Origin of the sequence: Streptomyces sp. NBC_01232 (assembly GCF_035989885.1) — a bacterium.
Classification (GTDB): domain Bacteria; phylum Actinomycetota; class Actinomycetes; order Streptomycetales; family Streptomycetaceae; genus Streptomyces.
The window spans coordinates 392,652-412,328 of record NZ_CP108518.1 but is presented as its reverse complement, the minus strand read 5'-3'; the positions used below and the strand labels follow the sequence as shown (position 1 = coordinate 412,328).

The 19,677-nt window shown below is 71.4% G+C and carries 19 protein-coding genes; 11 read left to right on the top strand and 8 right to left on the bottom strand.

The window, feature by feature from the left end; translation table 11 throughout:
• Nucleotides 1–78: 78 nt before the first annotated feature.
• The gene (locus tag OG444_RS02070; RefSeq protein WP_442810737.1) at nt 79–1,305 is read right to left on the bottom strand and encodes an acyltransferase family protein; all 1,227 of its coding nucleotides are present in this window, start codon (nt 1,303–1,305) and stop codon (nt 79–81) included.
• A gap of 17 nt (nt 1,306–1,322) precedes the next feature.
• Complete coding sequence (locus OG444_RS02065) at nt 1,323–3,479, bottom strand: bifunctional polysaccharide deacetylase/glycosyltransferase family 2 protein (protein WP_327260418.1); 2,157 nt, start codon at nt 3,477–3,479, stop codon at nt 1,323–1,325.
• Between the two features lie 82 nt (nt 3,480–3,561).
• Between OG444_RS02065 and OG444_RS02060 the strand changes: the two genes are divergently transcribed.
• Both OG444_RS02060 and OG444_RS02055 read left to right on the top strand, forming a co-directional pair.
• Complete coding sequence (locus OG444_RS02060; RefSeq protein ID WP_327260417.1) at nt 3,562–3,933, top strand: hypothetical protein; 372 nt, start codon at nt 3,562–3,564, stop codon at nt 3,931–3,933.
• Nucleotides 3,934–4,377: 444 nt separating this feature from the next.
• The gene (locus tag OG444_RS02055) at nt 4,378–5,316 is read left to right on the top strand and encodes a glycoside hydrolase family 16 protein (protein WP_327260416.1); all 939 of its coding nucleotides are present in this window, start codon (nt 4,378–4,380) and stop codon (nt 5,314–5,316) included.
• Between the two features lie 62 nt (nt 5,317–5,378).
• On the opposite strand, the gene OG444_RS02050 is transcribed toward OG444_RS02055, so the two are convergent.
• Nucleotides 5,379–6,026, bottom strand: a complete 648-nt coding sequence (locus OG444_RS02050; RefSeq protein WP_327260415.1) for an NADPH-dependent F420 reductase — start codon at nt 6,024–6,026, stop codon at nt 5,379–5,381.
• Between the two features lie 59 nt (nt 6,027–6,085).
• Nucleotides 6,086–6,898, bottom strand: coding sequence for an inositol monophosphatase family protein (locus OG444_RS02045; RefSeq protein ID WP_327260414.1), 813 nt, complete (start codon nt 6,896–6,898; stop codon nt 6,086–6,088).
• 116 nt (nt 6,899–7,014) lie between these two features.
• Between OG444_RS02045 and OG444_RS02040 the strand changes: the two genes are divergently transcribed.
• From OG444_RS02040 to OG444_RS02030, 3 genes are all read left to right on the top strand, one after another.
• Nucleotides 7,015–7,947, top strand: a complete 933-nt coding sequence (locus OG444_RS02040; protein WP_327260413.1) for a LysR family transcriptional regulator — start codon at nt 7,015–7,017, stop codon at nt 7,945–7,947.
• Nucleotides 7,948–8,058: 111 nt separating this feature from the next.
• On the top strand, nt 8,059–8,820 hold the full coding sequence (locus OG444_RS02035) for a YqjF family protein (protein WP_327260412.1): 762 nt from the start codon (nt 8,059–8,061) through the stop codon (nt 8,818–8,820).
• A gap of 109 nt (nt 8,821–8,929) precedes the next feature.
• Complete coding sequence (locus OG444_RS02030) at nt 8,930–9,391, top strand: hypothetical protein (RefSeq protein ID WP_327260411.1); 462 nt, start codon at nt 8,930–8,932, stop codon at nt 9,389–9,391.
• A 24-nt stretch (nt 9,392–9,415) separates the two neighbouring features.
• Here OG444_RS02030 and OG444_RS02025 read toward each other — a convergent pair whose 3' ends face one another.
• The gene (locus OG444_RS02025; RefSeq protein ID WP_327260410.1) at nt 9,416–9,793 is read right to left on the bottom strand and encodes a helix-turn-helix transcriptional regulator; all 378 of its coding nucleotides are present in this window, start codon (nt 9,791–9,793) and stop codon (nt 9,416–9,418) included.
• Between the two features lie 171 nt (nt 9,794–9,964).
• Between OG444_RS02025 and OG444_RS02020 the strand changes: the two genes are divergently transcribed.
• Nucleotides 9,965–10,897 (top strand): SigB/SigF/SigG family RNA polymerase sigma factor, encoded by a 933-nt coding sequence (locus OG444_RS02020; protein ID WP_327260409.1) that lies wholly within the window; start codon nt 9,965–9,967, stop codon nt 10,895–10,897.
• A gap of 41 nt (nt 10,898–10,938) precedes the next feature.
• On the opposite strand, the gene OG444_RS02015 is transcribed toward OG444_RS02020, so the two are convergent.
• Nucleotides 10,939–11,433, bottom strand: a complete 495-nt coding sequence (locus OG444_RS02015; RefSeq protein ID WP_327260408.1) for an ATP-binding protein — start codon at nt 11,431–11,433, stop codon at nt 10,939–10,941.
• 125 nt (nt 11,434–11,558) lie between these two features.
• Between OG444_RS02015 and OG444_RS02010 the strand changes: the two genes are divergently transcribed.
• Together OG444_RS02010 and OG444_RS02005 are read left to right on the top strand one after the other, a co-directional pair.
• The gene (locus OG444_RS02010) at nt 11,559–12,647 is read left to right on the top strand and encodes a mechanosensitive ion channel family protein (RefSeq protein ID WP_327260407.1); all 1,089 of its coding nucleotides are present in this window, start codon (nt 11,559–11,561) and stop codon (nt 12,645–12,647) included.
• A gap of 52 nt (nt 12,648–12,699) precedes the next feature.
• Nucleotides 12,700–12,981: a WhiB family transcriptional regulator gene (locus tag OG444_RS02005; protein ID WP_327260406.1), complete on the top strand. Its 282-nt coding sequence runs from the start codon at nt 12,700–12,702 to the stop codon at nt 12,979–12,981.
• A 62-nt stretch (nt 12,982–13,043) separates the two neighbouring features.
• Here OG444_RS02005 and OG444_RS02000 read toward each other — a convergent pair whose 3' ends face one another.
• Complete coding sequence (locus OG444_RS02000) at nt 13,044–14,087, bottom strand: PI-PLC domain-containing protein (protein WP_327260405.1); 1,044 nt, start codon at nt 14,085–14,087, stop codon at nt 13,044–13,046.
• Between the two features lie 289 nt (nt 14,088–14,376).
• Between OG444_RS02000 and OG444_RS01995 the strand changes: the two genes are divergently transcribed.
• Nucleotides 14,377–15,930, top strand: a complete 1,554-nt coding sequence (locus OG444_RS01995) for an alpha/beta fold hydrolase (RefSeq protein ID WP_327260404.1) — start codon at nt 14,377–14,379, stop codon at nt 15,928–15,930.
• Nucleotides 15,931–15,947: 17 nt separating this feature from the next.
• On the opposite strand, the gene OG444_RS01990 is transcribed toward OG444_RS01995, so the two are convergent.
• Nucleotides 15,948–16,985: a medium chain dehydrogenase/reductase family protein gene (locus OG444_RS01990; protein ID WP_327260403.1), complete on the bottom strand. Its 1,038-nt coding sequence runs from the start codon at nt 16,983–16,985 to the stop codon at nt 15,948–15,950.
• A 162-nt stretch (nt 16,986–17,147) separates the two neighbouring features.
• Here OG444_RS01990 and OG444_RS01985 point away from each other — a divergent pair, with 162 nt between their 5' ends.
• Nucleotides 17,148–17,810, top strand: coding sequence for a TetR/AcrR family transcriptional regulator (locus OG444_RS01985; RefSeq protein ID WP_327260402.1), 663 nt, complete (start codon nt 17,148–17,150; stop codon nt 17,808–17,810).
• Between the two features lie 117 nt (nt 17,811–17,927).
• Nucleotides 17,928–19,676, top strand: coding sequence for an AMP-binding protein (locus OG444_RS01980; protein ID WP_327260401.1), 1,749 nt, complete (start codon nt 17,928–17,930; stop codon nt 19,674–19,676).
• The last annotated feature ends 1 nt before the right edge of the window (nt 19,677 follow it).

Below are 19,677 nucleotides of genomic sequence, written 5' to 3'. Positions count from 1 at the left end.
GCATGGGCTTCGACGAGCCCCTGCACCGCTACACGCTGCAGACGGCCTCCATCGGCGCCCGCCCGCGGGAGGCTCGCGTCACTCGGTGGCCCGCCGCCGGCCCCGGCGGCGCGGGTACGGGAAGAGGCGGGGCCGGCGTTTGGCGGCCACGTCCTCGACCCAGCCGAACGTCAGCACGAGCAGCCCGAGCAGCAGGATCGCCACCAGCAGCGTGAACCACTGGCTGGCCAGCAGCCACTGGAGGTTGTCGTAGACGAAGGGGACGCTCCAGAGCGGGTCGATCAGCGGGACGGCGACCACCAGTGCGACCTGGTGCCAGAGGTAGACGCTGACGGCTCGCGCGTTGAGCAGGCCGACCAGGCCGTTCCAGCGTTCCAGCGGTCTGGGCCACCGCTCCCAGGACGGGCTGACGTGGAGCAGGATCGCGACGAAGCCGAAGGACCACAGGGCCTGGGCGATCGGCCAGGACTCGATGTCGGTCGCCACGGTGGGATCGACCGGACGGGTCTGCAGGTACCAGAGGGCCGCCACCATGATCAGCGGCGCGACGGACGGCAGCACGTACTGCGGGATCTTCTTGAGCAGGCCCTCCTGGTGGGCCATGCCGAGGATCCAGCAGGCCCCGAAGGTGGCGAAGTCGTTGGCGGTCTCCCAGACCCGGCTGTAGACGAACTCCTGGTCGACGAAGAACGCGTTCATGACGATGACCATCGCCAGCGGAGCGGACAGCGTCGCCACCGGGAAGCGTCGCAGTGCCCGGAGCAGCAGCGGCGAGAGCAGGACGTACCAGAGGTAGGCCCGGAGGTACCAGAGCGGGACGATGATCTGCGTGGCCCAGCTGGATTCCACGTGCTGGAAGCCGCTCAGCGCCTCGGCGTACGGCGGGGTGCTCAGCGGCAGGATCCAGAAGGCCAGCTTGGCCCACCACCAGGTGGGGTGCCCCTCGGACCGGGGGCCCCAGCCGTCGAGGATCTGGAGGGCGATCAGGACGGCCCCGAACAGCCACATCGGCGGCAGCAGCCGGCGCAGTCGGCCGCGGATCACACCGAGGGCGGGACGGCTGAGCGAGCGGGCCATCAGCGAGCCCGCCAGGGCGAACATCACGCCCATCGACGGGAAGACGAGCGGCAGCCAGAACCATCCGAAGGTGTGGTAGAGCACCACGCGGCCCAGCGCCAGCGCGCGCAGCAGGTCGAGATAGCGGTCCCGGCCGCCCTTGCGCTCGGCCGGCGCCGGCGCTTCCGCCTCCGGCGTCGGTTCCCGAGTCGGCTCGGCGCGCAACGCGGCAGGGACCCGCAACTGCATGGTGTCGAAGGATGCGGTCACGGTCGGGCCTCCACCGGTACGGCGACCTCGCCCGTGCGACGGAGCTTCTGCCACCGCAGCCGGCCACCGGTCATCGCTGTGATCGCGGACTGCAGCAGGACGATGTACATCAGCTGCCGGTAGACCAATTGCTGGATCGGCAGGCTGATCAGGTGCCAGGGCTTCTCGCGGTCGAGCCGGAAGGCGTACCAGGACAGTGCCCCCTGGAGCAGGATGAAGCCGCCCCAGCTGGTGAGGGTGATCGGGGCGTCCCCGAACAGCACGCCGTACAGCAGGAACAGGTCGACCAGCGGCGCCAGCAGCGGGGCGACCACTCCGAAGAGCACGACGAGCGGAAGCCCGATCCGGCCGAAGCGCCCGGCCGGACCGCGGGAGGTCACGGAGCTGCGGTGCTTCCACATCGCCTGCATGCTGCCGTAGCTCCAGCGGTACCGCTGGGACCAGAGCTGCTGGAGGCTGGCGGGTGCCTCGGTCCAGGCGCGGGCGTGCTCGGCGTAGACGATCCGCCAGCCGTCGCAGAGCACCGCGATGGTGATGTCGGTGTCCTCGGCGAGGGTGTCGTCGCTCATCCCGCCGACCCGCCGCAGGGCCTCCTTGCGGAACGCGCCGACGGCACCGGGGATGGTCGGGATGACGCCCAGCATGTCGTACATCCGGCGGTCGAGGTTGTGGCCGAGGACGTACTCGATGTGCTGCCAGGCACCGATCAGGCTGTCGCGGTTGCCGACCTTCGCGTTGCCCGCGACCGCGCCGATCGCCGGGTCGCCGAAGGGCTGGATCAGCTCGCGCACGGTGGACGGCTCGAAGACGGTGTCCCCGTCCATCATCACGACGATGTCGTACGAGGCGGCCGCGATGCCGGTGTTGAGCGCGCTGGACTTGCCGCCGTTGACCTGGCGGATCAGCCGGACGAACGGCAGGTTCATCTCCTCGACGATGTCCGCGGTGCCGTCCGTGGAGCCGTCGTCGATGACGATGACCTCGATCGGATGGTCACTGGCGGCGAGTGAGTGGAGGGTGTTGGCTATGCACTCGCGTTCGTTGTAGGCGGGGACGAGCACGGTGACCGGCTGGGTGACGGGTGGCCCCCAGGCGTCCCGCCGTTTGGAGCGGCGGGCGTGGATCGGCGCGAGGACGAGCATCAGCGCGAACCGTCCGAAGTTGAGGAAGCCTACGAGGGCCAGCAGCCCGACCAGTACCGGCAGGGTGAGCACGGCGAACTGGGTGGCCCAGATGAACCCCTTGCCCGCCCACAGCTGGAACCCGTGCACCGGCACGGTCGCGCTGGAGGCGCCGAGCGCCTCGGAGATGGTGGTGAAGCGGTAGCCCTGGGCCTGCAGCTTGTCGATGATCTGCACGAGCGCGGCGACGGTCTGGGTACGGTCGCCACCCGCGTCGTGCAGCAGGATCAGCGCGCCCGCACCGGGCTTGGCCGGCATCGCCGCCTTGACGATCTCGTTCACGCCGGGGCGCTTCCAGTCGTCGGTGTCGCGGTCGATGAACGCGGTGAGGTAGCCGCGCGCCCCCACGTACTTGATCACCGGGTAGTTCCAGTCGTCCATCGCGGAGGCGTCGGAGGAGTACGGCGGCCGGAACAACGCACTGTGGACACCCGCGACTCCGGCCAGCGCCAGCTGCGTCTGCGCCAGCTCCCAGCTGGTGCGGGCGTGGGACTGGTACACGAGGTCCGGGTGGGTGAAGGTGTGCACGCCGAGTTCGTGGCCGCCCGCGACGATCCGCCGGATCAGATCGGGGTTGCGCGTGGTCATCGCACCGGTGACGAAGAAGTCGGCACGGATGTTGCGGGCCGCGAGCACCTCGAGGATCTTCGGAGTCCACTCCGGGGAGGGGCCGTCGTCGAAGCTCAGGACCGCGGTGCGGTCGGGGACGTGGTAGCTGACGGGGTGCTCGTTCTTGGCACCACGCGCGTCGATGATCGGACCGCCCTTGAGCAGGTTGGCCGGCACGGTCGTCTTGTCGACCGAGATCGCGATCCGGGAGTCGTGGAACGCCTCGTTGGTGGCGAGGCCGCGCAGGACGAGCAGGGCGAGCAGGCACGCGAGCAGGGACAGCGGCATGAAGAAGCGCAGCGGCGGCGCGGCCAGTCGGCGCGGCCTCAGTGGGGACTGCCGGCGGCGCTGGTGGCGGGACAATGACGCTCCTGGAGACGGTGGTGCCGGTGATCAGGGTTGTTTGGTGGCCGGTCGGTCCGAGGGTTTTGCCCCGCGGAGCGCGGTGGCCGCGGGTTTCGGCCGGGTGACGGCAGCCTTCGACGGGGCGGCTGCGGTACTCGACGGGCCGGCCGAGGTCTTGGCGGCCGGGGCCTTCGCCCCGGGAGTCGCGGACCGCGTGACCGCCCGAGGTGACGACGGCGAGGACGACGAGGACGGCGGGGGCGACTGGGTCGGCGACGGCACGGGTGAGCGCAACGGCTGCGCGGGTATGCCCATCGCAGGGGCGTCCGCCTGCATACCGATCAGGCTGCCGCCCATGGCGACGGCCAGGATCGCGCCGACCACGGAGACCGGCCAGCCGAAACCCCGTAGCAGACGGCCACGCACACCGGACTGGTCGACGAAGACCGGTGCGGGGGCGGGTTCCTCGTAGCCCGATCCGGATGTTCCAGGATGCGTCCGGTGTTCGGATCCGCGCTGGACGGAGGACATGGCTCGGCGCACCTTGCGAGGCCTTTCATTGCAGGGTACGGAGACCGCGGGATCGCAGGGCGAACGCTAGTGCACCGGCCCGCATCGACTTGTGCCTGATGTGCGCATATGGCCTGGTCTATTCAATGGGCGTGACCAGATCGAAACGGAAGAAGTGATACCGGTTAGTAGGCACGCCCACCCCTTCGCCGAATACTGATCGGTGCCTGTCCGGCCGGGGCGGTCGTGCCGGGACCGCGGTGCCCCCGGTTCCGGAAGCTGCCCACGGCCGTCACGTGGCCCGTCGACGCGCGCCTTAGGATGACGCCCTCACCGGGTCGGCCGGTGAGGATTCCCCCTGCAGAGGGCGTGTCCAGCTACTGCCTCTGCACCTCAAGGAGCCCGTGTGAGCCAGCCCCGCCGCACCCCTCGTCGCCACGTGCGGACCGCGCTCACGCTGCCCGCCCTCCTGTGCGTACTCGCCGCGTGTTCCGGTGGCCCCGGCGACGACGCCGCCGCACCCGCCCCCAGCGCCTCGCCGACCCCGTCCGGTCCGCCGGGAACCCTGTTCGACACCTTCCACTACAGCGGCCCCGACGACCCGTCGCTCGCCGCCCACGGCTGGGAGGTGCGGACCGGCGGGGGCGGCCCCGGAATCAAGGACTCCTGGTCCGCCGCCGGCGCCGGCTTCCCCTCCGACACGACCGCCCAGGGTGGCCGGGTCCTGCGACTGCAATCGTCCACCGACGGCACCAAGCAGGGCACCAAGCAGGTCGAGGTGCAAGGCACCGGCAAGAACCTCTTCACGGGGACCTTCGCCGCCCGGGTCCACTTCAGCGGCAGGCCCACGACGGGCAACAACGGCGACCACGTCGTCCAGACCTTCTTCCCGATCTCCCCGCAGGACGACTCGGCGGACTACAGCGAGCTCGACTTCGAGTACCTCCCGAACGGCGGCTGGGGCACGGCGGGTCCGCGACTCGACAACGTCAGCTGGCACAAGGCCGATCCGCCGGACCGGGTCAGCCACACCCTCAAGCAGCGCACCGAGGGCTGGCACGTCCTGATGGTCACCGCCTTGAACGGAAAGGTCACCTACTCCCTCGACGGCAAGGAGCTGTTCACCAGCTCCGGCAAGTACGTCCCGCGAGAGAAGATGGACATCCACTTCAGCAACTGGTTCATCGACACACCCGCCACCGGTGGTCCGCGCACGTGGGACATGAAGGTCAACTGGGTCTACTACAAGGCCGATGAAGCCGTTTCGCAGGCAGATGTCCAGAAGACCGTGGACGGCTTCTACAGCTCGGGCACCCACTACGTGAACACCGTGCCGAAGGCCTGACCTCGGTCCGGGGTCCGGCGCCGCGCTCCGCCGTACGGGAGTGCTTGCCGGCCCCGGTGGGGTCAGCGGGTGAGGGAGACGGCGAAGGGCTGGAAGCCGTGCCGGCGCAGGATGTGGGGCACCACCAGGATCATGGCCTCGGTGGCGCGGGCGGTGGTGATGTCGCCGAGGTCTTCGATCCACGAGGGCTGCCAGCCCAGGTCGCCGAGCAGGCCGGTGACGGTCCGCTTCGCCTGCTGGTCGTCGCCCGACACGTAGACGGTCGGCGGGGTGCCCAGGGTTTCGGGGGCGGTCATGACCATGAACAGCATGGTGTTGAGGGTCTTGACCACACGGGTGTCGGGCAGGGCGGCCTGGAGTTGCTCGGCGAGGCTGCTGCCGGGATAGCACAGCTCGCCCGGCAGGCCGTCGTGCGCGTCGCGGGTCGCGTTGGAGACGTCGATGAGGATCTTGCCGGCGAGTTCGGTGCGCAGGCGGGTGAGGCGGTCCAGGGCGCTGTCGCCCGGCGTCGCGTTGATCACGATGTCCGCGGTGCGGGCGGTGGTGTGCTGGTTGGCGAAGGAGATGCGGGGGCCCATGCCGCCGACCGGCCCTGCGGGATCTTCCTCCGTGCTCCGGTGGCCGAGGATGACGTGGTGTCCGCTCGTGGCGAGCTTTTGGGCGAGGCTCCGGCCGACGCGACCGGTGCCCAGGATGCCGATGAGGGTCATGAGGTGATGCTCCTTGCGGTGTTGGCGGGGACGTACGGGAGAGGGGGCCTCTGCCGCGGTCAGGCGATCGGCGAGAGGATCTTGAGGACGTCGGCGTGGATGCCGGGGGCGGCGGCCAGGAAGTCGGGGCTCCCCGTGGTCCAGGGCTCGCCCGCCAGGTCGGTGACGGTGCCTCCGGCCTCGGAGACCAGCAGCGCACCGGCGACCAGGCCGGAGCGGACGTCGGAGAACTGCCAGAACGCATCCATGCCGCCGGCGGCGACATGGATGAGCTGCAATGTGGCGGGAACGGACACGCGCACGACGAGGCCGCCTGTGAGCATGGCGGTGACCGACTCGCCGATCCGCCGGAATGTGCGCTCGTTCTCGCCGGGACTGGCCTGACCGGTGCCCGTGAGCGCGGCGCCCAGGTCGGTCTTGGCGGACACCTTCAGGGGACGGTCGTTGAGCCTGGCACCGCCACCGGCGACGGCCGTGTAGGTGTCGCCGGTCAGTGGCAGGTGGACGACGGTGAGCACCGGCAGGTTGTCGCTGACCAGGGTGGCGGCGACGGCCCAGTCCTCCATGCCGTGGACGTGGTTGATGTTGCCCTCGGCGGGATCGACGACCCACCACTCCCCGGCCGGGAGCGGTCCGCCGGCCAGCTCGTCCTCGGCCCACTGGGATCCGGGCCGGGCCCGCAGCAACGGAGCGCGCAGCACGTCCAGCACCGCGTCGTCGTTGGCGTGGATCCAGTCGACGATCTCGCTCAGGCTCACGCCTCGGGCGTGCGGGGTGTAGCGGTCGAGCAGGGTCCGGCCTGCGGTCTTGACCGCGGCGCTCACGTCGGAGACCAGCGTCGTGCCGGCGTCGAAAGGCATGGGTGTGCTCATGATGGGCTCCCTGGTTCCGGTTGATGCGGTGCGGCTTGTCCTGCGCCCGCTCCTCGAAGGTAGGCCGCCCTTCGATTAACAACAAGTGCATGCTTTTCACTCGTAGAGTTACTCTCATGCAACTGGATTTGAACCTGCTCACCGCGCTTGACGCGCTGCTGGAAGAGGGCAGCGTCGCCGGCGCCGCCGCCCGACTCCACGTCACCCCACCGGCCATGAGCCGCTCCCTCGGCCGCATCCGCAAGGCCACCGGTGACCAGATCCTGGTCCGCACCGGCCGCACCATGGTCCCCACCGACCGTGCACTGGCCATCCGCGCCCAGGTCCACGCCCTCGTGCAAGAGGCCCATCAGCTTCTTTCCGCGCAGCAGGAACTCGACCTGGCGACTCTGGAGCGGGTGTTCACCCTGCGCTGGCACGATGCCCTGGCCGCCGCCTGCGGTTCTGCCCTCATCGCGGGCATCCACCGTCAGGCGCCCGGCGTGCAGCTGCGTCTGCAAGCCGAACCCGGCACGGACACCCTTGACCTGCGCCGGGGTGAGATCGACCTCGAATCCAGCTCCACGCTGCCGGCCATCCCCGACGTCCGCCACCGCCTCGTCGGCAAGGACCGGCTCGTCGTCGCCGTCCGCCCCGGCCACCCGCTCACCGAAGGCCCGCTGAGCGTCGCGCGCTACACCGCCACCGACCACGTCACCGTCTCGCGCCGCGGACGCCTGCGCGACCCGATGGACGAAGCCCTGACCGAACGCGGCCACGAACGCCGCGTCGCCGCCGCCGCGCCCACCGCTGCCCTCGCGCTGCAACTGGCCCTCGACGCCGACCTGGTGGTCACCCTTCCCGACGCGGTCACCCGCGCGGCCCGGGACCGACTCGGTCTGATCACCTTGCCACTGCCACTCCGGATGCCCGCCATACCGCTGTACCTGCTGTGGCACCAGCGCCACGACGACGACCGCGCCCACACCTGGCTGCTCGACCTTGCCACCGAGATCGTCGGGGCCCTGTTCGCACCACCGCCCGACTCGCAGCAGACCCGGAGCGGCTGACTCCCGTACTCGTTGCACCTACGCGCCCGGAGCCTCGCCGGCCCCGCGCACCACGGGGCGAGAACCGCTGGGACGACCGTCGGCGCGCGGGGTGCGGGGGATACTGGCCGAATGCGTCAGACGCCGCCGCACGCCGCCGTCCCGGAGCCGATATCGGCCGACCCGCCGCACACGGCGGACCGGCCCCTGCTCACCCAGTCCTGGCTCGACCTGGCGTTCCTGCACTGGGCCGCCGACCCCGCCCACGTCGCCCCGCTGCTGCCGGCCGGCACCGTGCCGGACACCCTGGACGGGGTCACCTACGTCGGCCTGGTGGCCTTCCGCATGCACAGGGTCGGCTGGTTCCGCCTCCCCGGCATCCCCTACCTGGGATCCTTCCCCGAGACCAATGTCCGCCTCTACTCGGTCGACGCCCACGGCCGCCGCGCCGTGGTCTTCCGCTCGCTGGACGCCTCCCGGCTGATTCCGGTGGCCATCGGACGGGCCGCGTTCCGAATCCCGTACGTCTGGTCCCGGATGACGGTCCGTCACGACGGCGACACCGTCACGTACGCCGGCCGCCGCCGCTGGCCCGGACCGCGCGGTGCGCACAGCCGGATCGCCGTCCGGGTCGGTGAGCGCATCGCGGAGCCGACCGCCCTGGAACACTTCCTGACCGCCCGCTGGGGCATGCACACGGAGTTCCTCGGGCGGCCGTTGTACCTCCCGAACGCGCACCCGCGCTGGCCGCTGCACCGCGCCGAACTCCTCGACTGCGACGAGGACCTGATCTCCGCGGCGGGCCTGCCCGCCCCGGCCGGGCCGCCCGTGAGCGTGCTCTACTCGCCGGGCGTCCCCGTACGGTTCGGCCGGCCGTCCCTGGGACGGTTGTGAACAACCCGGCCCCGCCGGGGAGTCGGAGGGAACCGGACGGATCCGCATCTCCTCTGAGAGGGCGTAGACGGACGGACGCGGCCGCGTCCGCAGGCTGAGGGGACGTGCCATGACCGGAACCACGGGCAGGGATGCGCCGGGCGCGCGCCCGCAGGGGATAGAGGCGGCGTGGTGGCTCACGCTCGCCGCCGTCGCCGCGCATGTCGTGGACTGGGCGCTGGGGGCGTTCGTGATCGACCCCACCGGCCTGGACGAACTGACCGCCGTGTCGGGACCGGGCGCCGCCGGCCGGCTCGCGCTGTCGGGCGGGATCCTGGCCGTGCTGCTGGGCGGCTGGCTGGCCGTGGCGGTGAAGATGCGGGCGGGCCGCGGCTGGGCCCGTACCGTCCTCGGTGTGGCCGGCGCCGGAGGGCTGCTGTTCGTGGTCAACGACTACAGCATGAGCGGGACGGTTCCCGGCGTCGGGCCGGCTCTCGCGGCCCTTCCGGCCCTGCTCGCCGCGGCCGCCGCGGTCCCCATGTTCCTGCCCGGGGTCCGCGCGCACTTCCGGGCGCGCCCGCGCGGAGTCTGACCCCGCCGCCGGGGCGTCACACCGTTACACCGTCGCGTGGGGCTCGCTGCCGCCGGGCGTGTCGTTCGCCACCTCACCGGCGGGCGGCGCGGGCGCGGTCAGCGGGCCGGCGAGGTAGGCGAGCAGGCCGGCGATCTCGTGACCGGCCTCCGCCGGGTGGCGGAAGCGCGCGCCGGGCGCGACCACGTACCGGTTGCGCCGGCCGTCCCGCGTCCTGGTGAGGTACCCGTCCGCCTGCAGGTCCGTGACGATCGCCTGCACGGTGCGCTCGGTCAGACCGCACTCCTGCGCGATGTCACGCAGACGGATGCCCGGGTCTCGCGCGATGGCGATCAGAACCCGGGCGTGGTTCGTCAGGAAGGTCCAGCCGTTGCGGCGGTGACCCGTGTGCTCGCTCTCCACACCGTCATTCTTGAGGGATAACTCACGAAAAGCAATTCCCGAACCAGTTTTCCGGTATTACTTGACGTCTGTCCGCGGCCCCGACATGGTGCAGGGAAGCGGAGGCAGACTTCCGCACGACCCGAGCTATCGAGACGCACCGCAAGCACACGTGCCCAAGGAGCGAAGACGATGACCTTCACGGCCACGGCCGAGGCCATGACCCCGACGAACCCCACGACGGCCACCCCCACCGGTGGCACCGCCGGCACCGCAGACGCCTCCGGGCTCGGCGGGCTGCCCGACGTGCCCTGCCCACGGGAGCTGTCGACCCGCGACGCCCGGGAGCTGACCCGCGTCTTCTTCGACCGGCTGCAGAGCCTCGACGAGGGCACCCGCGAGTACCAGTACGTGCGCAACACGCTCATCGAGATGAACATCTCCCTGGTGCAGTTCGCCGCCCGTCCGTTCCGCGACCGCCCCGGCGGACCCGAGAACGAGGACATCGTCCAGGTCGGCATCATCGGCCTGATCAAGGCCATCGACCGGTACGACCCCGAGCGCAACACGCAGCTCACCACGCTCGCCCTGCCCTACATCACGGGCGAGATCAAGCGGCACTTCCGCGACACCACCTGGGCCGTGCGCGTTCCGCGCCGACTCCAGGAGCTGCGTCTGGAGCTCGCGAAGGCCACGGAGGAGCTGACCTCCGAGACGGACCACGCGCCGACCCCCGCGGAACTCGCCGAGCGGCTGGGGCTCAGCGAGGACGAGGTCCGCCAGGGTCTGGTCGCCGCCAACGGCTACTCCACCCAGTCCCTCGACGTGCCCCAGGAGAACGCCACCGGCGCCACCCAGGGGCCCACGGCCGCACGCACCGCGCGCAGCCTCGGCGAGACCCTGGGCGATGTCGACCCCGCGCTGGAGGCCGTCGAGGACCGCCATGCCCTGGCGCCGCTCCTCGCCGACCTGGACGAACGAAGCTCCCAGATCCTCGAGCTGCGCTTCGGACAGGAGATGACCCAGGCGGAGATCGGCGCCGAGATCGGTCTCTCCCAGATGCAGGTCTCCCGCCTGCTCACCCGCACGCTGGGCACCCTGCGCGAAGAGCTGCTGCACGACTGACGCCCGGCCCGGGCGCGTCCCGCCGGTCCGGCCGGGCCGGTTCATGCGCGCCCGGGCCGGCCCGTCAGCAGGCGTTCCGCGTCGAACTCGGCCCAGACCACTTTGCCCTGCCCGACGACCTCGGCGCCCCAGCGGTCGGCGAGCCTGCGCACGAGGCGCAGACCGTGCCCGCCCGGGAGACCCGGGGGGCGCACGTCGCCGGGGCCACCGCGCCGCGACGCGCTCACCAGCCGGCGCAGGTCGCCGAGGCCGTCGTACACCTCGACGCGGAACGCGTCCCCCGAGCGGAGCAGGAGCTCGTGGCAGCCGCCGGCGTGCAGGCTCGCATTGGTGACGAGCTCGGACACGACGAGGAGCGCGTCCTCGGCCGTGTCCCGGCCGTCCCATCCCCAGTCCGCCAGAGCCTCACGGGCGAACGCGCGCCCGCGCCCGACCTGTCGTCGGGCGTCGCGCAGGGCGAGCCGCCGGCGCTGGGGGAAGGCCGGCCCCCGTACGCCCGATGTGCGCTCGCCGATGTCCGGTCCGATGGTCTGCACCGCGCTCTCACCTCGTCTTCCGCTGCCGTGCCCCGCCATGTGGTGATGCGCTTGTACCCAGCCTGACGGGACGGACGCTCCGCACCCTTTGCACATATCCGTTCCCGAGATACCTCTGAGGAGTCATGGACAGCCTTCTGCGACTGGTCGCCGTGACCGGCGGCGCGATCGTGCTCACCTTCCTGGTGGGCCGGCTCACCGACCTGCTGTTGCGACGTGCGGGTGCCCGCCATCCCGAGACCCCGCTGTGGGACATGCTGCGCCGCTGCCGTACGTCGGTGCGGGTCCTGCTGTTCACGGCGCTGCTGCGCGGGTCGTACCGGCAGATCGAGTGGCCGCCGCTCCAAGAACACGAGGCGGCCGTCGGCCGGATCCTGACGCTCGTGCTGATCGGGGCGAGCGCGTGGTGCGTCGTCCTCGTCACCTCAGCCGTGGTGGAGTCCACGTACGCGCGCTACGCGCTCGGCACACGTGACCCCTCCCGGCTCCGGCGGGTGCGCACCCAGGTGACGCTCATCATGAGGATCGTCACCGCCGTGGTCGTCGTGGTGGCCGCCGCCGCGATGCTGCTGACCTTCCCCGACCTGCGCGCCGTGGGCACCTCGCTGCTGGCCTCGGCCGGCATCATCGGCATCGTCGCGGGCGTGGCCGCCCAGTCCACCCTCGGCAACCTCTTCGCCGGCTTCCAGATCGCCTTCGGCGACATGGTGCGCATCGGCGATACGGTCGTCGTCGCCGGGGAGTGGGGTGTCGTCGAGGAGGTCACGCTGACCTTCCTTGCCGTGCGCACCTGGGACGAGCGCCGGATCACGATGCCCGTGTCGTACTTCACGGGACGGCCCTTCGAGAACTGGTCGCGCGGCGGGATCCAGATGACCGGCACGGTGTTCCTCCACTGCGACCACACCGCCCCCGTGGCGCTGATGCGCGAGAAGCTCAAGGAGGTCCTGGACAGCTGTGAGGCGTGGGACGGCCGGGGCTGGGACCTGGCGGTCACCGACACCACGGCCACCACCATCGTGGTGCGGGCGATCGTCACCGCGAAGGACCCCGACGACCTGTGGACCGCCCGCTGCGTGGTACGCGAACAGCTGGTCGCGTGGCTGGCGGAGAAGCACCCCTACGCCCTGCCGCGGGTCTCGACGTCCACGGCCGCCGAGCCGCCGACGTGGGCCGACCGTGTTTCGAAACGCGGACCCGGGTCAGACGCGTGAGGGGGGACCGGACGACAAGGACATACGGAACGTGGACGAGAGGAGTCGAGTGATGTCGAAGGTGGCACGCCTGCCGGGCCGTGCGGAGCACCTCTGGTCGTGGCAGGAGGACGCGGCGTGCCGGGCACTCGGTACGGACCGCTTCTTCCACCCGGCGGGGGAGCGCGGCGAGGACCGCGCCGCGCGGGAGCAGGAGGCCAAGGAGGTGTGCGCGCTGTGCCCGGTGCGGGCGCAATGCCTGAACCACGCACTGCGCGTCCAGGAGCCCTACGGTGTGTGGGGCGGCCTGACCGAGGAGGAGCGCCGGTCACTGGGCGCGCGGGCGGCCGGCTGACCGGAGCCCGGCCGCCCGGGTGACGGGCCGCCCGACGGGCAGGCCGCCCGCGTTCCGGCCCCTCAGGGGCGGGCGTTGAGCTCCGCGACGATCGAGGCGGGCGTGTGGCCGCTGCCGTCCGACAGACGGTGGAAGTCGACGGAGACGAAGTTCGGATCGCGGCCCCCGGCCGCGGGCCGGCACTGATCGGCGATGCGGTTCCTCAGCTTGCTGCCGTTGTCCAGTGCCGCGGTGAGGACCGTGGGCACGTTGCGGTGGTGGCTCATCGTGAACAGCCGCCGGAATCCGGGCTCCTGGCGGTCCAGCGGTACGTCGCCCCAGCGGCTGACGCAGGTGAGGTCGTTGCCCAGGTCGCCCAGGCTCCAGAAGTTGCTCACCGTCCAGGACCGGTCGTACATCACGCCCAGGTGTTCCCGGTCGGACCGGTCGGAGAAGATCAGCAGGCGCTTGCCCGAGGTGACGAGATCGGCCACCTTCGGCCAGCCGTGCTGCCGCGTGCCCCACTCGTCGGGCCGGAACACCATGTCCTGCAGGCCCCTGACCCGGCTGAGGGACTGCTGCAGCTGATCGGCGCCGACGTAGTCCTCCAGGAAGACGGTCACGACCTCCTGCGGGTGGGTGGCGAGGAAGTCCACCACGGTCTGCATCGTGCCGTGGAAGGTCTGGCGCGGCAGGGCGTAGGTGGCCCCGGCGAAGGTCTTGCAGTCGCCGTGGCACAGGTACACGTCGCTGGGGTAGCAGTCACTGCCGAAGCTGATGATGCACAGCCACGTGCTGCGCTCGTACCAGTGCGTGTCCAGGCTCAGGCCGCGGACGCCGTTGTCGAGCTGGGCGCGTACGGACTCGGACTGGTTGACCGAACTCCAGCGGGAGTCCTCGTAGTTGGTGAAGGCGTTGTGGGTGGTCAGGAAGGCGGCCTCGTCGAGCCGCCGGTCGCCCCAGCGGGCGGTGGCGGCGGCTCGTGCTGCGGCGTCGGCGGTGTTCGTGGTGGCCGTGGAGGGGGCCGCCACCCGGGGTGCGGCGGCCGCTGTGGTCACTGTCCCCAGGAGGGCCAGCACGAGGAGGCACACCAGGGCGCGCGACCGCACCCGTAACTGCATGCTCATGTCAATCAACATGGCGCGGAGGATAGCGCGCGGGCCGTGGATCCGCCCCCCTGTGGACGCGTACGGCTGTCGTCCGGCCCGGATCGGCCCGGTTCGGCCCGGCTCGCGGGCGGTGCCGAAACGCGATTGGGTGGAGGGAGGAGCGGTTCGTGCCGAGGTGACGGCATCGGCGGCCGCAGCACGCCCCCGACGCGACGGAGGAGGGCGGATCATGCCCGGACCCGTACCCGCACCCGCACCCGCAGCCCGACCCGGACCCGCATCCGGACGTCGGCCGGGGCGTCGACCGGTGCCCGGTCGACGCCGCCGTGCGGCAGCCCTCGCCGTGGCGGCCGTCTGCTCCTCGATGCTCGTCGCACCGGACCTCGCAGCGGCCCGGGCGGAGCCGTCGCCCTCGCAGACCGTTCCCCGGCTGGACTGGAGCCCCTGCAAACCCGGTAGCCCGTACGAATGCGCCACCGCCGAGGTGCCCCTGGACCACGCGGCCCCCGCCGGCCGCACCATCGACCTGGCCGTGGTCCGCCGCAAGGCCGGCGACCCTGCGCAACGCGTGGGAACGCTGTTCGTCAACCCCGGAGGCCCCGGCGGCCCCGGGACCGTGCAGGTGCCGCAGAACTACGACTCCTTCCCGAAGGAGCTGCGGGAACGGTTCGACATCGTCAGCTGGGACCCCAGAGGCATCGGCAACAGCACCGCGGTGAACTGCTTCGACACCCCCGAGCAGGCCCGGGGGTGGGGCGCGGACAAACCGGTCGGCTTCCCGGTGGGTGCAAAGGAGCGCACCACCTGGATCGACGCGTACGAGGACCTGGGCCGGCGCTGCGAGAAGCGCGACCCCGACCTCCTGCGCCACGTGTCGACGACCGACACCGCCCAGGACCTCGAGCTGCTCCGCCGGGCGGTGGGCGAGCCGCAGCTCAACTACCTCGGCGTCTCCTACGGGACCATCCTGGGCGCCACGTACGCCAATCTGTTCCCGGACAAGGTCCGGGCCATGGTGCTCGACAGCAACATCGACCCGCTGGCCTGGACGAACAACGCCTCGTCGAACGCACCGCGGACCACAACCCTCCTGCGCATGGGCTCGGACCGCACCGCGGCGGCGACCATCGCCAAGTTCCTCGACCTGTGCGGATCCGCCGGCGCCGCCCGCTGCGCCTTCTCGGCCGGCAGCCCGGAGGCCACCCGAGACAAGTTCGACCAGCTGATGCGGCGGCTGCGCGAGCACCCCGTGGGCCCGTGGACGTACGCCGTCACGGTCGCCGACACGGTGAGCGGCCTCTACATCGTCAACCCGGGCTGGACCGATCTGGCCGCCCGGCTCCAGGACCTCTGGCAGGGCCGCACCCCGAAGCGGCCCCAGTACCCGCCCCCGCCCCCGGTCGCGAACCCGAATCCGTACCTCGGTGAGGAGCAGGCGGCGGCCGTGTGGTGCGGCGACAGTCCCAACCCGCGCGACCCGGCCGTCTACGAGGGTCTGGCCGAGGACAGTGCCCAGCGCGCCGGCGACGCCGGACGGTACTGGACGTGGTCCGGTGAGCCGTGCGCCACCTGGCCCGTCCGGTCCGCCAACCGCTACGAAGGCCCGTGGAACAAGCCCACGGCGAATCCCGTCCTGGTGGTGGGCACCACCTACGACCCCTCGACGCCGCACTCGGACGCCCGGGCCATGGCCGGGGAACTGGCGGACGCCCGGCTGCTCACCAACAACGGGTACGGCCACACCGCGCTCTTCAACAACTCCAGCACCTGCATCAACAACTACGAGAGCCGCTACTTCGTCGACGGCACCCTCCCGCCGCCCGGCACGGTCTGCCAACCGGACCGGATCCCCTTCTCCTGACGTGCCCGGCGACCGGGTCACGGGACGAGGACGACCTTCCCGGCGACCGTGCCGGACTCGGCCAGGCGCATCGCCTCGGCGGCGCGGGCCAGCGGGATCTCGGCCGCGACCCTGGCGGTGATCTCACCGCGCTGCAGCGCCGTGAACACCTGGGTGAGGTCGGAGCGCAGGCGCGCCCGGAAACGGCCCTTGGCGTAGGCGCGCCCGGCCCACACGTTGAAGAAGTAGGCGCGGCGGCCGTTGGGCAGCGCGTTCCACACCCACACCCGGCCCAGCAGCTTGAGCACCGGCCACGACCCGGAGCCCTCGTCGTCGCGGGTGGCGGCGCTGCCGTACGAGACGAGCGTGCCGCCGGGGGCGAGCAGGCGCCAGGAATCGAGGATGCCGTCGCCGCCGACGTGGTCGAAGACCGCGTCCACGCCGCCGGGCGCGAGGGACCGTACCCGTGCGGCGACGTTGCCGGAGCGGTAGTCGATGGGGGTCACGCCGAGGGCGCGCAGCCCGTCATGGTGGCGGGTGGAGGCGGTGCCGATCACACGGGCGCCGGCGGCCAGTGCCAGCTGGACCAGGATCGAGCCGACGCCACCGTTGGCGCCGTGGACCAGGACGGTCTGACCGGCGCGCACCCGGGCCTTGCGGTGGAGCATCTGCCAGGCGGTGATGCCGTTGACGACCGCGGTCTCCGCGTCCACCGGGCCGACGCCGTCGGGCACCTCCACCACGTCGGCGGCAAGGAGCGCGACGTGGCTCGCCCAGCCCCCGGTCTTGGTCAGGGCCGCGACGCGCTTGCCGAGCAGGGCGGGGCCGACGTCGGCGCCCACGGCCAGCACTGTGCCGACCAGGTCGTATCCGGGGACGAAGGGGAACGGCGGCTGGTCGTAGTACCGGCCGCGCCGCATCTGCTGCTCGGCGAAGGACACTCCCGTCGCTTCCATCGCGACGACCACCTGCCCGGCCGACGGCGCCGGGACCGGACCGCGGTGCAGCTGGAGGCCCTCCGGCTCGACCTTGCCGGGCAGAACGATCTCGACCCGCTCCACGGTGTTCGTCATCATGACCTCCGGTGTGTTTGGGCTTCTTGTGTTTGTTAGAAGCTGTAATCAGAGTGAACGGCTCTCTCGGTCATGTCAAGAGCGCTGCCCGTCCGTTCGTGAGTGGCTATGTCGATGGTGATAGGTTCTAACCAATGATGTTTGAGCGGCGAGAGGCGGCCCGGCGTGACCGGAACGACGAAGACCCCCCGTGAGCGCTACCGGCAGCAGGTGCGCGAGGAGGTCAAGGAGAAGGCCTGGCAGCAGATCGCCGGATCCGGCGCCTCCGCGCTGTCCCTGAACGCGATCGCCAAGCAGATGGGCATGAGCGGGCCGGCGTTGTACCGGTACTTCGCCAACCGCGACGAGCTGATCACCGAACTCGTCCGCGACGCCTACCGCAGCCTCGCCGACGCCTTCATCGAGGCCGACGCCGGGGGAGCGGGCCGCCCCGGCCTCGCCGGCCTGGCGCACGTACTGCGCCGCTGGGCCCTGGAGGACCCGCACCGGTACTTCCTCGCCTACGGGACCCCGGTGCCCGGATATCACGCGCCGCAGGACATCACCGCGATCGCGGCGGAGCTGATGGCCGTCCTGCTCGACGCCTGCGCCGGGGCCGGGCCGGCCCAGGACGCGCAGTCCCGCGCCCTCGAGGACCACCTGGCCGCCCACCGCGAGTGGGCCGCGAGCCACCCGGACGCCCCGCCGGCGGCCCTGAGGCTGGCCCTGGCCTTCTGGAGCCGTATGCACGGAGCGCTGTCCCTGGAACTGGCGGGCCACTTCAACGGCATGGACCTGGACCCGGCCCTGCTCTTCGAGGCCGAGGTGGAGGCCCTGGTCGCCGGGTGAAACGGCGTACGTGCCGGGTCCCGTCGGCCCGGAGCCGACCGGGCCGGGCCCCGTCGGCCCGGCTCCGTCACGGATCTCCTCCGCATGTCTGGTGCCGCAGCCCGCCGGGAAGGGATCATGGGCGGCGCGCGTTGGCCGTCATCGCCGCAGCGAAAGCAGGAGGTACGTGTGTCCACAGCGTCGAGTCGTGCGTCCGGGAGTTCCGAAGTCCCCCTGCTCCGCGAGACGATCGGGGACAACCTCGACCGGACCGTGCGGCGCTTCCCCGGCCGGGACGCCCTCGTGGACGTGGCCGCCGGCCGCCGGTGGACGTACGCCGAGCTGGCCGCCGACGTGGACGCCCTCGCCCTCGGACTGCTGGACCTCGGGATCGTCCGGGGCGACCGGGTCGGCATCTGGGCGCCCAACCGCGCCGAGTGGACGCTGGTGCAGTACGCCACCGCGAAGATCGGGGCGATCCTGGTCACCGTAAACCCGGCGTACCGCTCCCACGAACTGGAGTACGTGCTCGGGCAGTCCGGTATCCGGCTGCTGATCGCGGCCGAGCGCTTCAAGAGCTCCGACTACGCAGCGATGATCGAGGAGGTCCGGCCGCGCTGCCCGGGGCTGGAGTTCACCGTCCTGTTCGACGGCCCGCGGTGGGACGCACTGCTGGAAGGCGGGCACGGGGCCGATCCGGCCGCACTGGCGCGGGTGCAGGCCGCACTGAGCCCGGACGATCCGATCAACATCCAGTACACCTCGGGCACCACGGGCTTCCCCAAGGGGGCCACCCTCTCGCACCACAACATCCTCAACAACGGCTTCTTCGTGGGCGAGCTGTGCGGATACGACGAACGCGACCGGGTGTGCATCCCCGTCCCCTTCTACCACTGTTTCGGCATGGTGATGGGCAACCTCGCCTGCACCAGCCACGGCGCGGCGATGGTGATCCCCGCACCTGCCTTCGAGCCGGCGGCGACGCTGGCCGCGGTGGAGGCGGAGGCATGCACCTCCCTCTACGGGGTTCCCACCATGTTCATCGCCGAGCTCGCCGCCCCCGGTTTCGACGGGTACGACCTGTCGAGCCTGCGCACCGGCATCATGGCGGGTTCTCCCTGCCCGGTGGAGGTCATGACCGAGGTGATCGAACGCATGGGGATGACCGAGGTCTCCATCTGTTACGGCATGACGGAGACCTCTCCCGTGTCCACCCAGACCCGGGTGGACGACTCGGTCGAGCGCCGGGTCTCCACGGTGGGCCGGGTCGGCCCGCACCTCGAGGTCAAGGTCGTCGATCCGCAGTCCGGCCGGACCGTCCCCCGCGGCACCCCGGGAGAACTGTGCACCCGGGGCTACTCCGTGATGCTCGGCTACTGGGGCGAGCCCGGGAAGACCGCCGAGGCCGTCGACCCGGAAGGCTGGATGCACACCGGCGACCTGGCCGTGATGGACGGTGACGGCTACCTGAGCATCACCGGGCGGATCAAGGACATGGTGATCCGGGGAGGCGAGAACCTCTACCCCCGCGAGATCGAGGAGTTCCTCCACGCCCACCCCGACGTGATGGACGTCCAGGTCATCGGGGTGCCCGACCCGAAGTACGGGGAGGAGCTGATGGCATGGGTCCGGATGCGCGAGGGGGCCGAGCCGCTGACCGCCCACGCCGTCCGCGCGTACTGCGCGGGGCGGCTCGCCCACTTCAAGATCCCCCGCTACGTCCACGTCGTGGAGGAGTTCCCGATGACCGTCACCGGAAAGATCCGCAAGATCGAGATGCGCGCCATGGCGACCCGTCTGCTGGAGGAGGCGGGGGAGGCGGGGGAGACGAAGGGAGCAGGGAAGGCGGAGGAAGCGGGGGAGGCGGCCACGGCAGGCGGGGCCTGAC

Bases quoted from the DNA above. Each gene is read 5' to 3' on its own strand.
- OG444_RS02070 (WP_442810737.1), bottom strand. From the start codon at position 1,305: ATGCAGTTGCGGGTCCCTGCCGCGTTGCGCGCCGAGCCGACTCGGGAA.
- OG444_RS02050 (WP_327260415.1), bottom strand. From the start codon at position 6,026: ATGACCCTCATCGGCATCCTGGGCACCGGTCGCGTCGGCCGGAGCCTC.
- OG444_RS02045 (WP_327260414.1), bottom strand. From the start codon at position 6,898: ATGAGCACACCCATGCCTTTCGACGCCGGCACGACGCTGGTCTCCGAC.
- OG444_RS02040 (WP_327260413.1), top strand. From the start codon at position 7,015: ATGCAACTGGATTTGAACCTGCTCACCGCGCTTGACGCGCTGCTGGAA.
- OG444_RS02035 (WP_327260412.1), top strand. From the start codon at position 8,059: ATGCGTCAGACGCCGCCGCACGCCGCCGTCCCGGAGCCGATATCGGCC.
- OG444_RS02030 (WP_327260411.1), top strand. From the start codon at position 8,930: ATGACCGGAACCACGGGCAGGGATGCGCCGGGCGCGCGCCCGCAGGGG.
- OG444_RS02020 (WP_327260409.1), top strand. From the start codon at position 9,965: ATGACCTTCACGGCCACGGCCGAGGCCATGACCCCGACGAACCCCACG.
- OG444_RS02010 (WP_327260407.1), top strand. From the start codon at position 11,559: ATGGACAGCCTTCTGCGACTGGTCGCCGTGACCGGCGGCGCGATCGTG.
- OG444_RS02005 (WP_327260406.1), top strand. From the start codon at position 12,700: ATGTCGAAGGTGGCACGCCTGCCGGGCCGTGCGGAGCACCTCTGGTCG.
- OG444_RS02000 (WP_327260405.1), bottom strand. From the start codon at position 14,087: ATGAGCATGCAGTTACGGGTGCGGTCGCGCGCCCTGGTGTGCCTCCTC.
- OG444_RS01990 (WP_327260403.1), bottom strand. From the start codon at position 16,985: ATGATGACGAACACCGTGGAGCGGGTCGAGATCGTTCTGCCCGGCAAG.
- OG444_RS01980 (WP_327260401.1), top strand. From the start codon at position 17,928: ATGGGCGGCGCGCGTTGGCCGTCATCGCCGCAGCGAAAGCAGGAGGTA.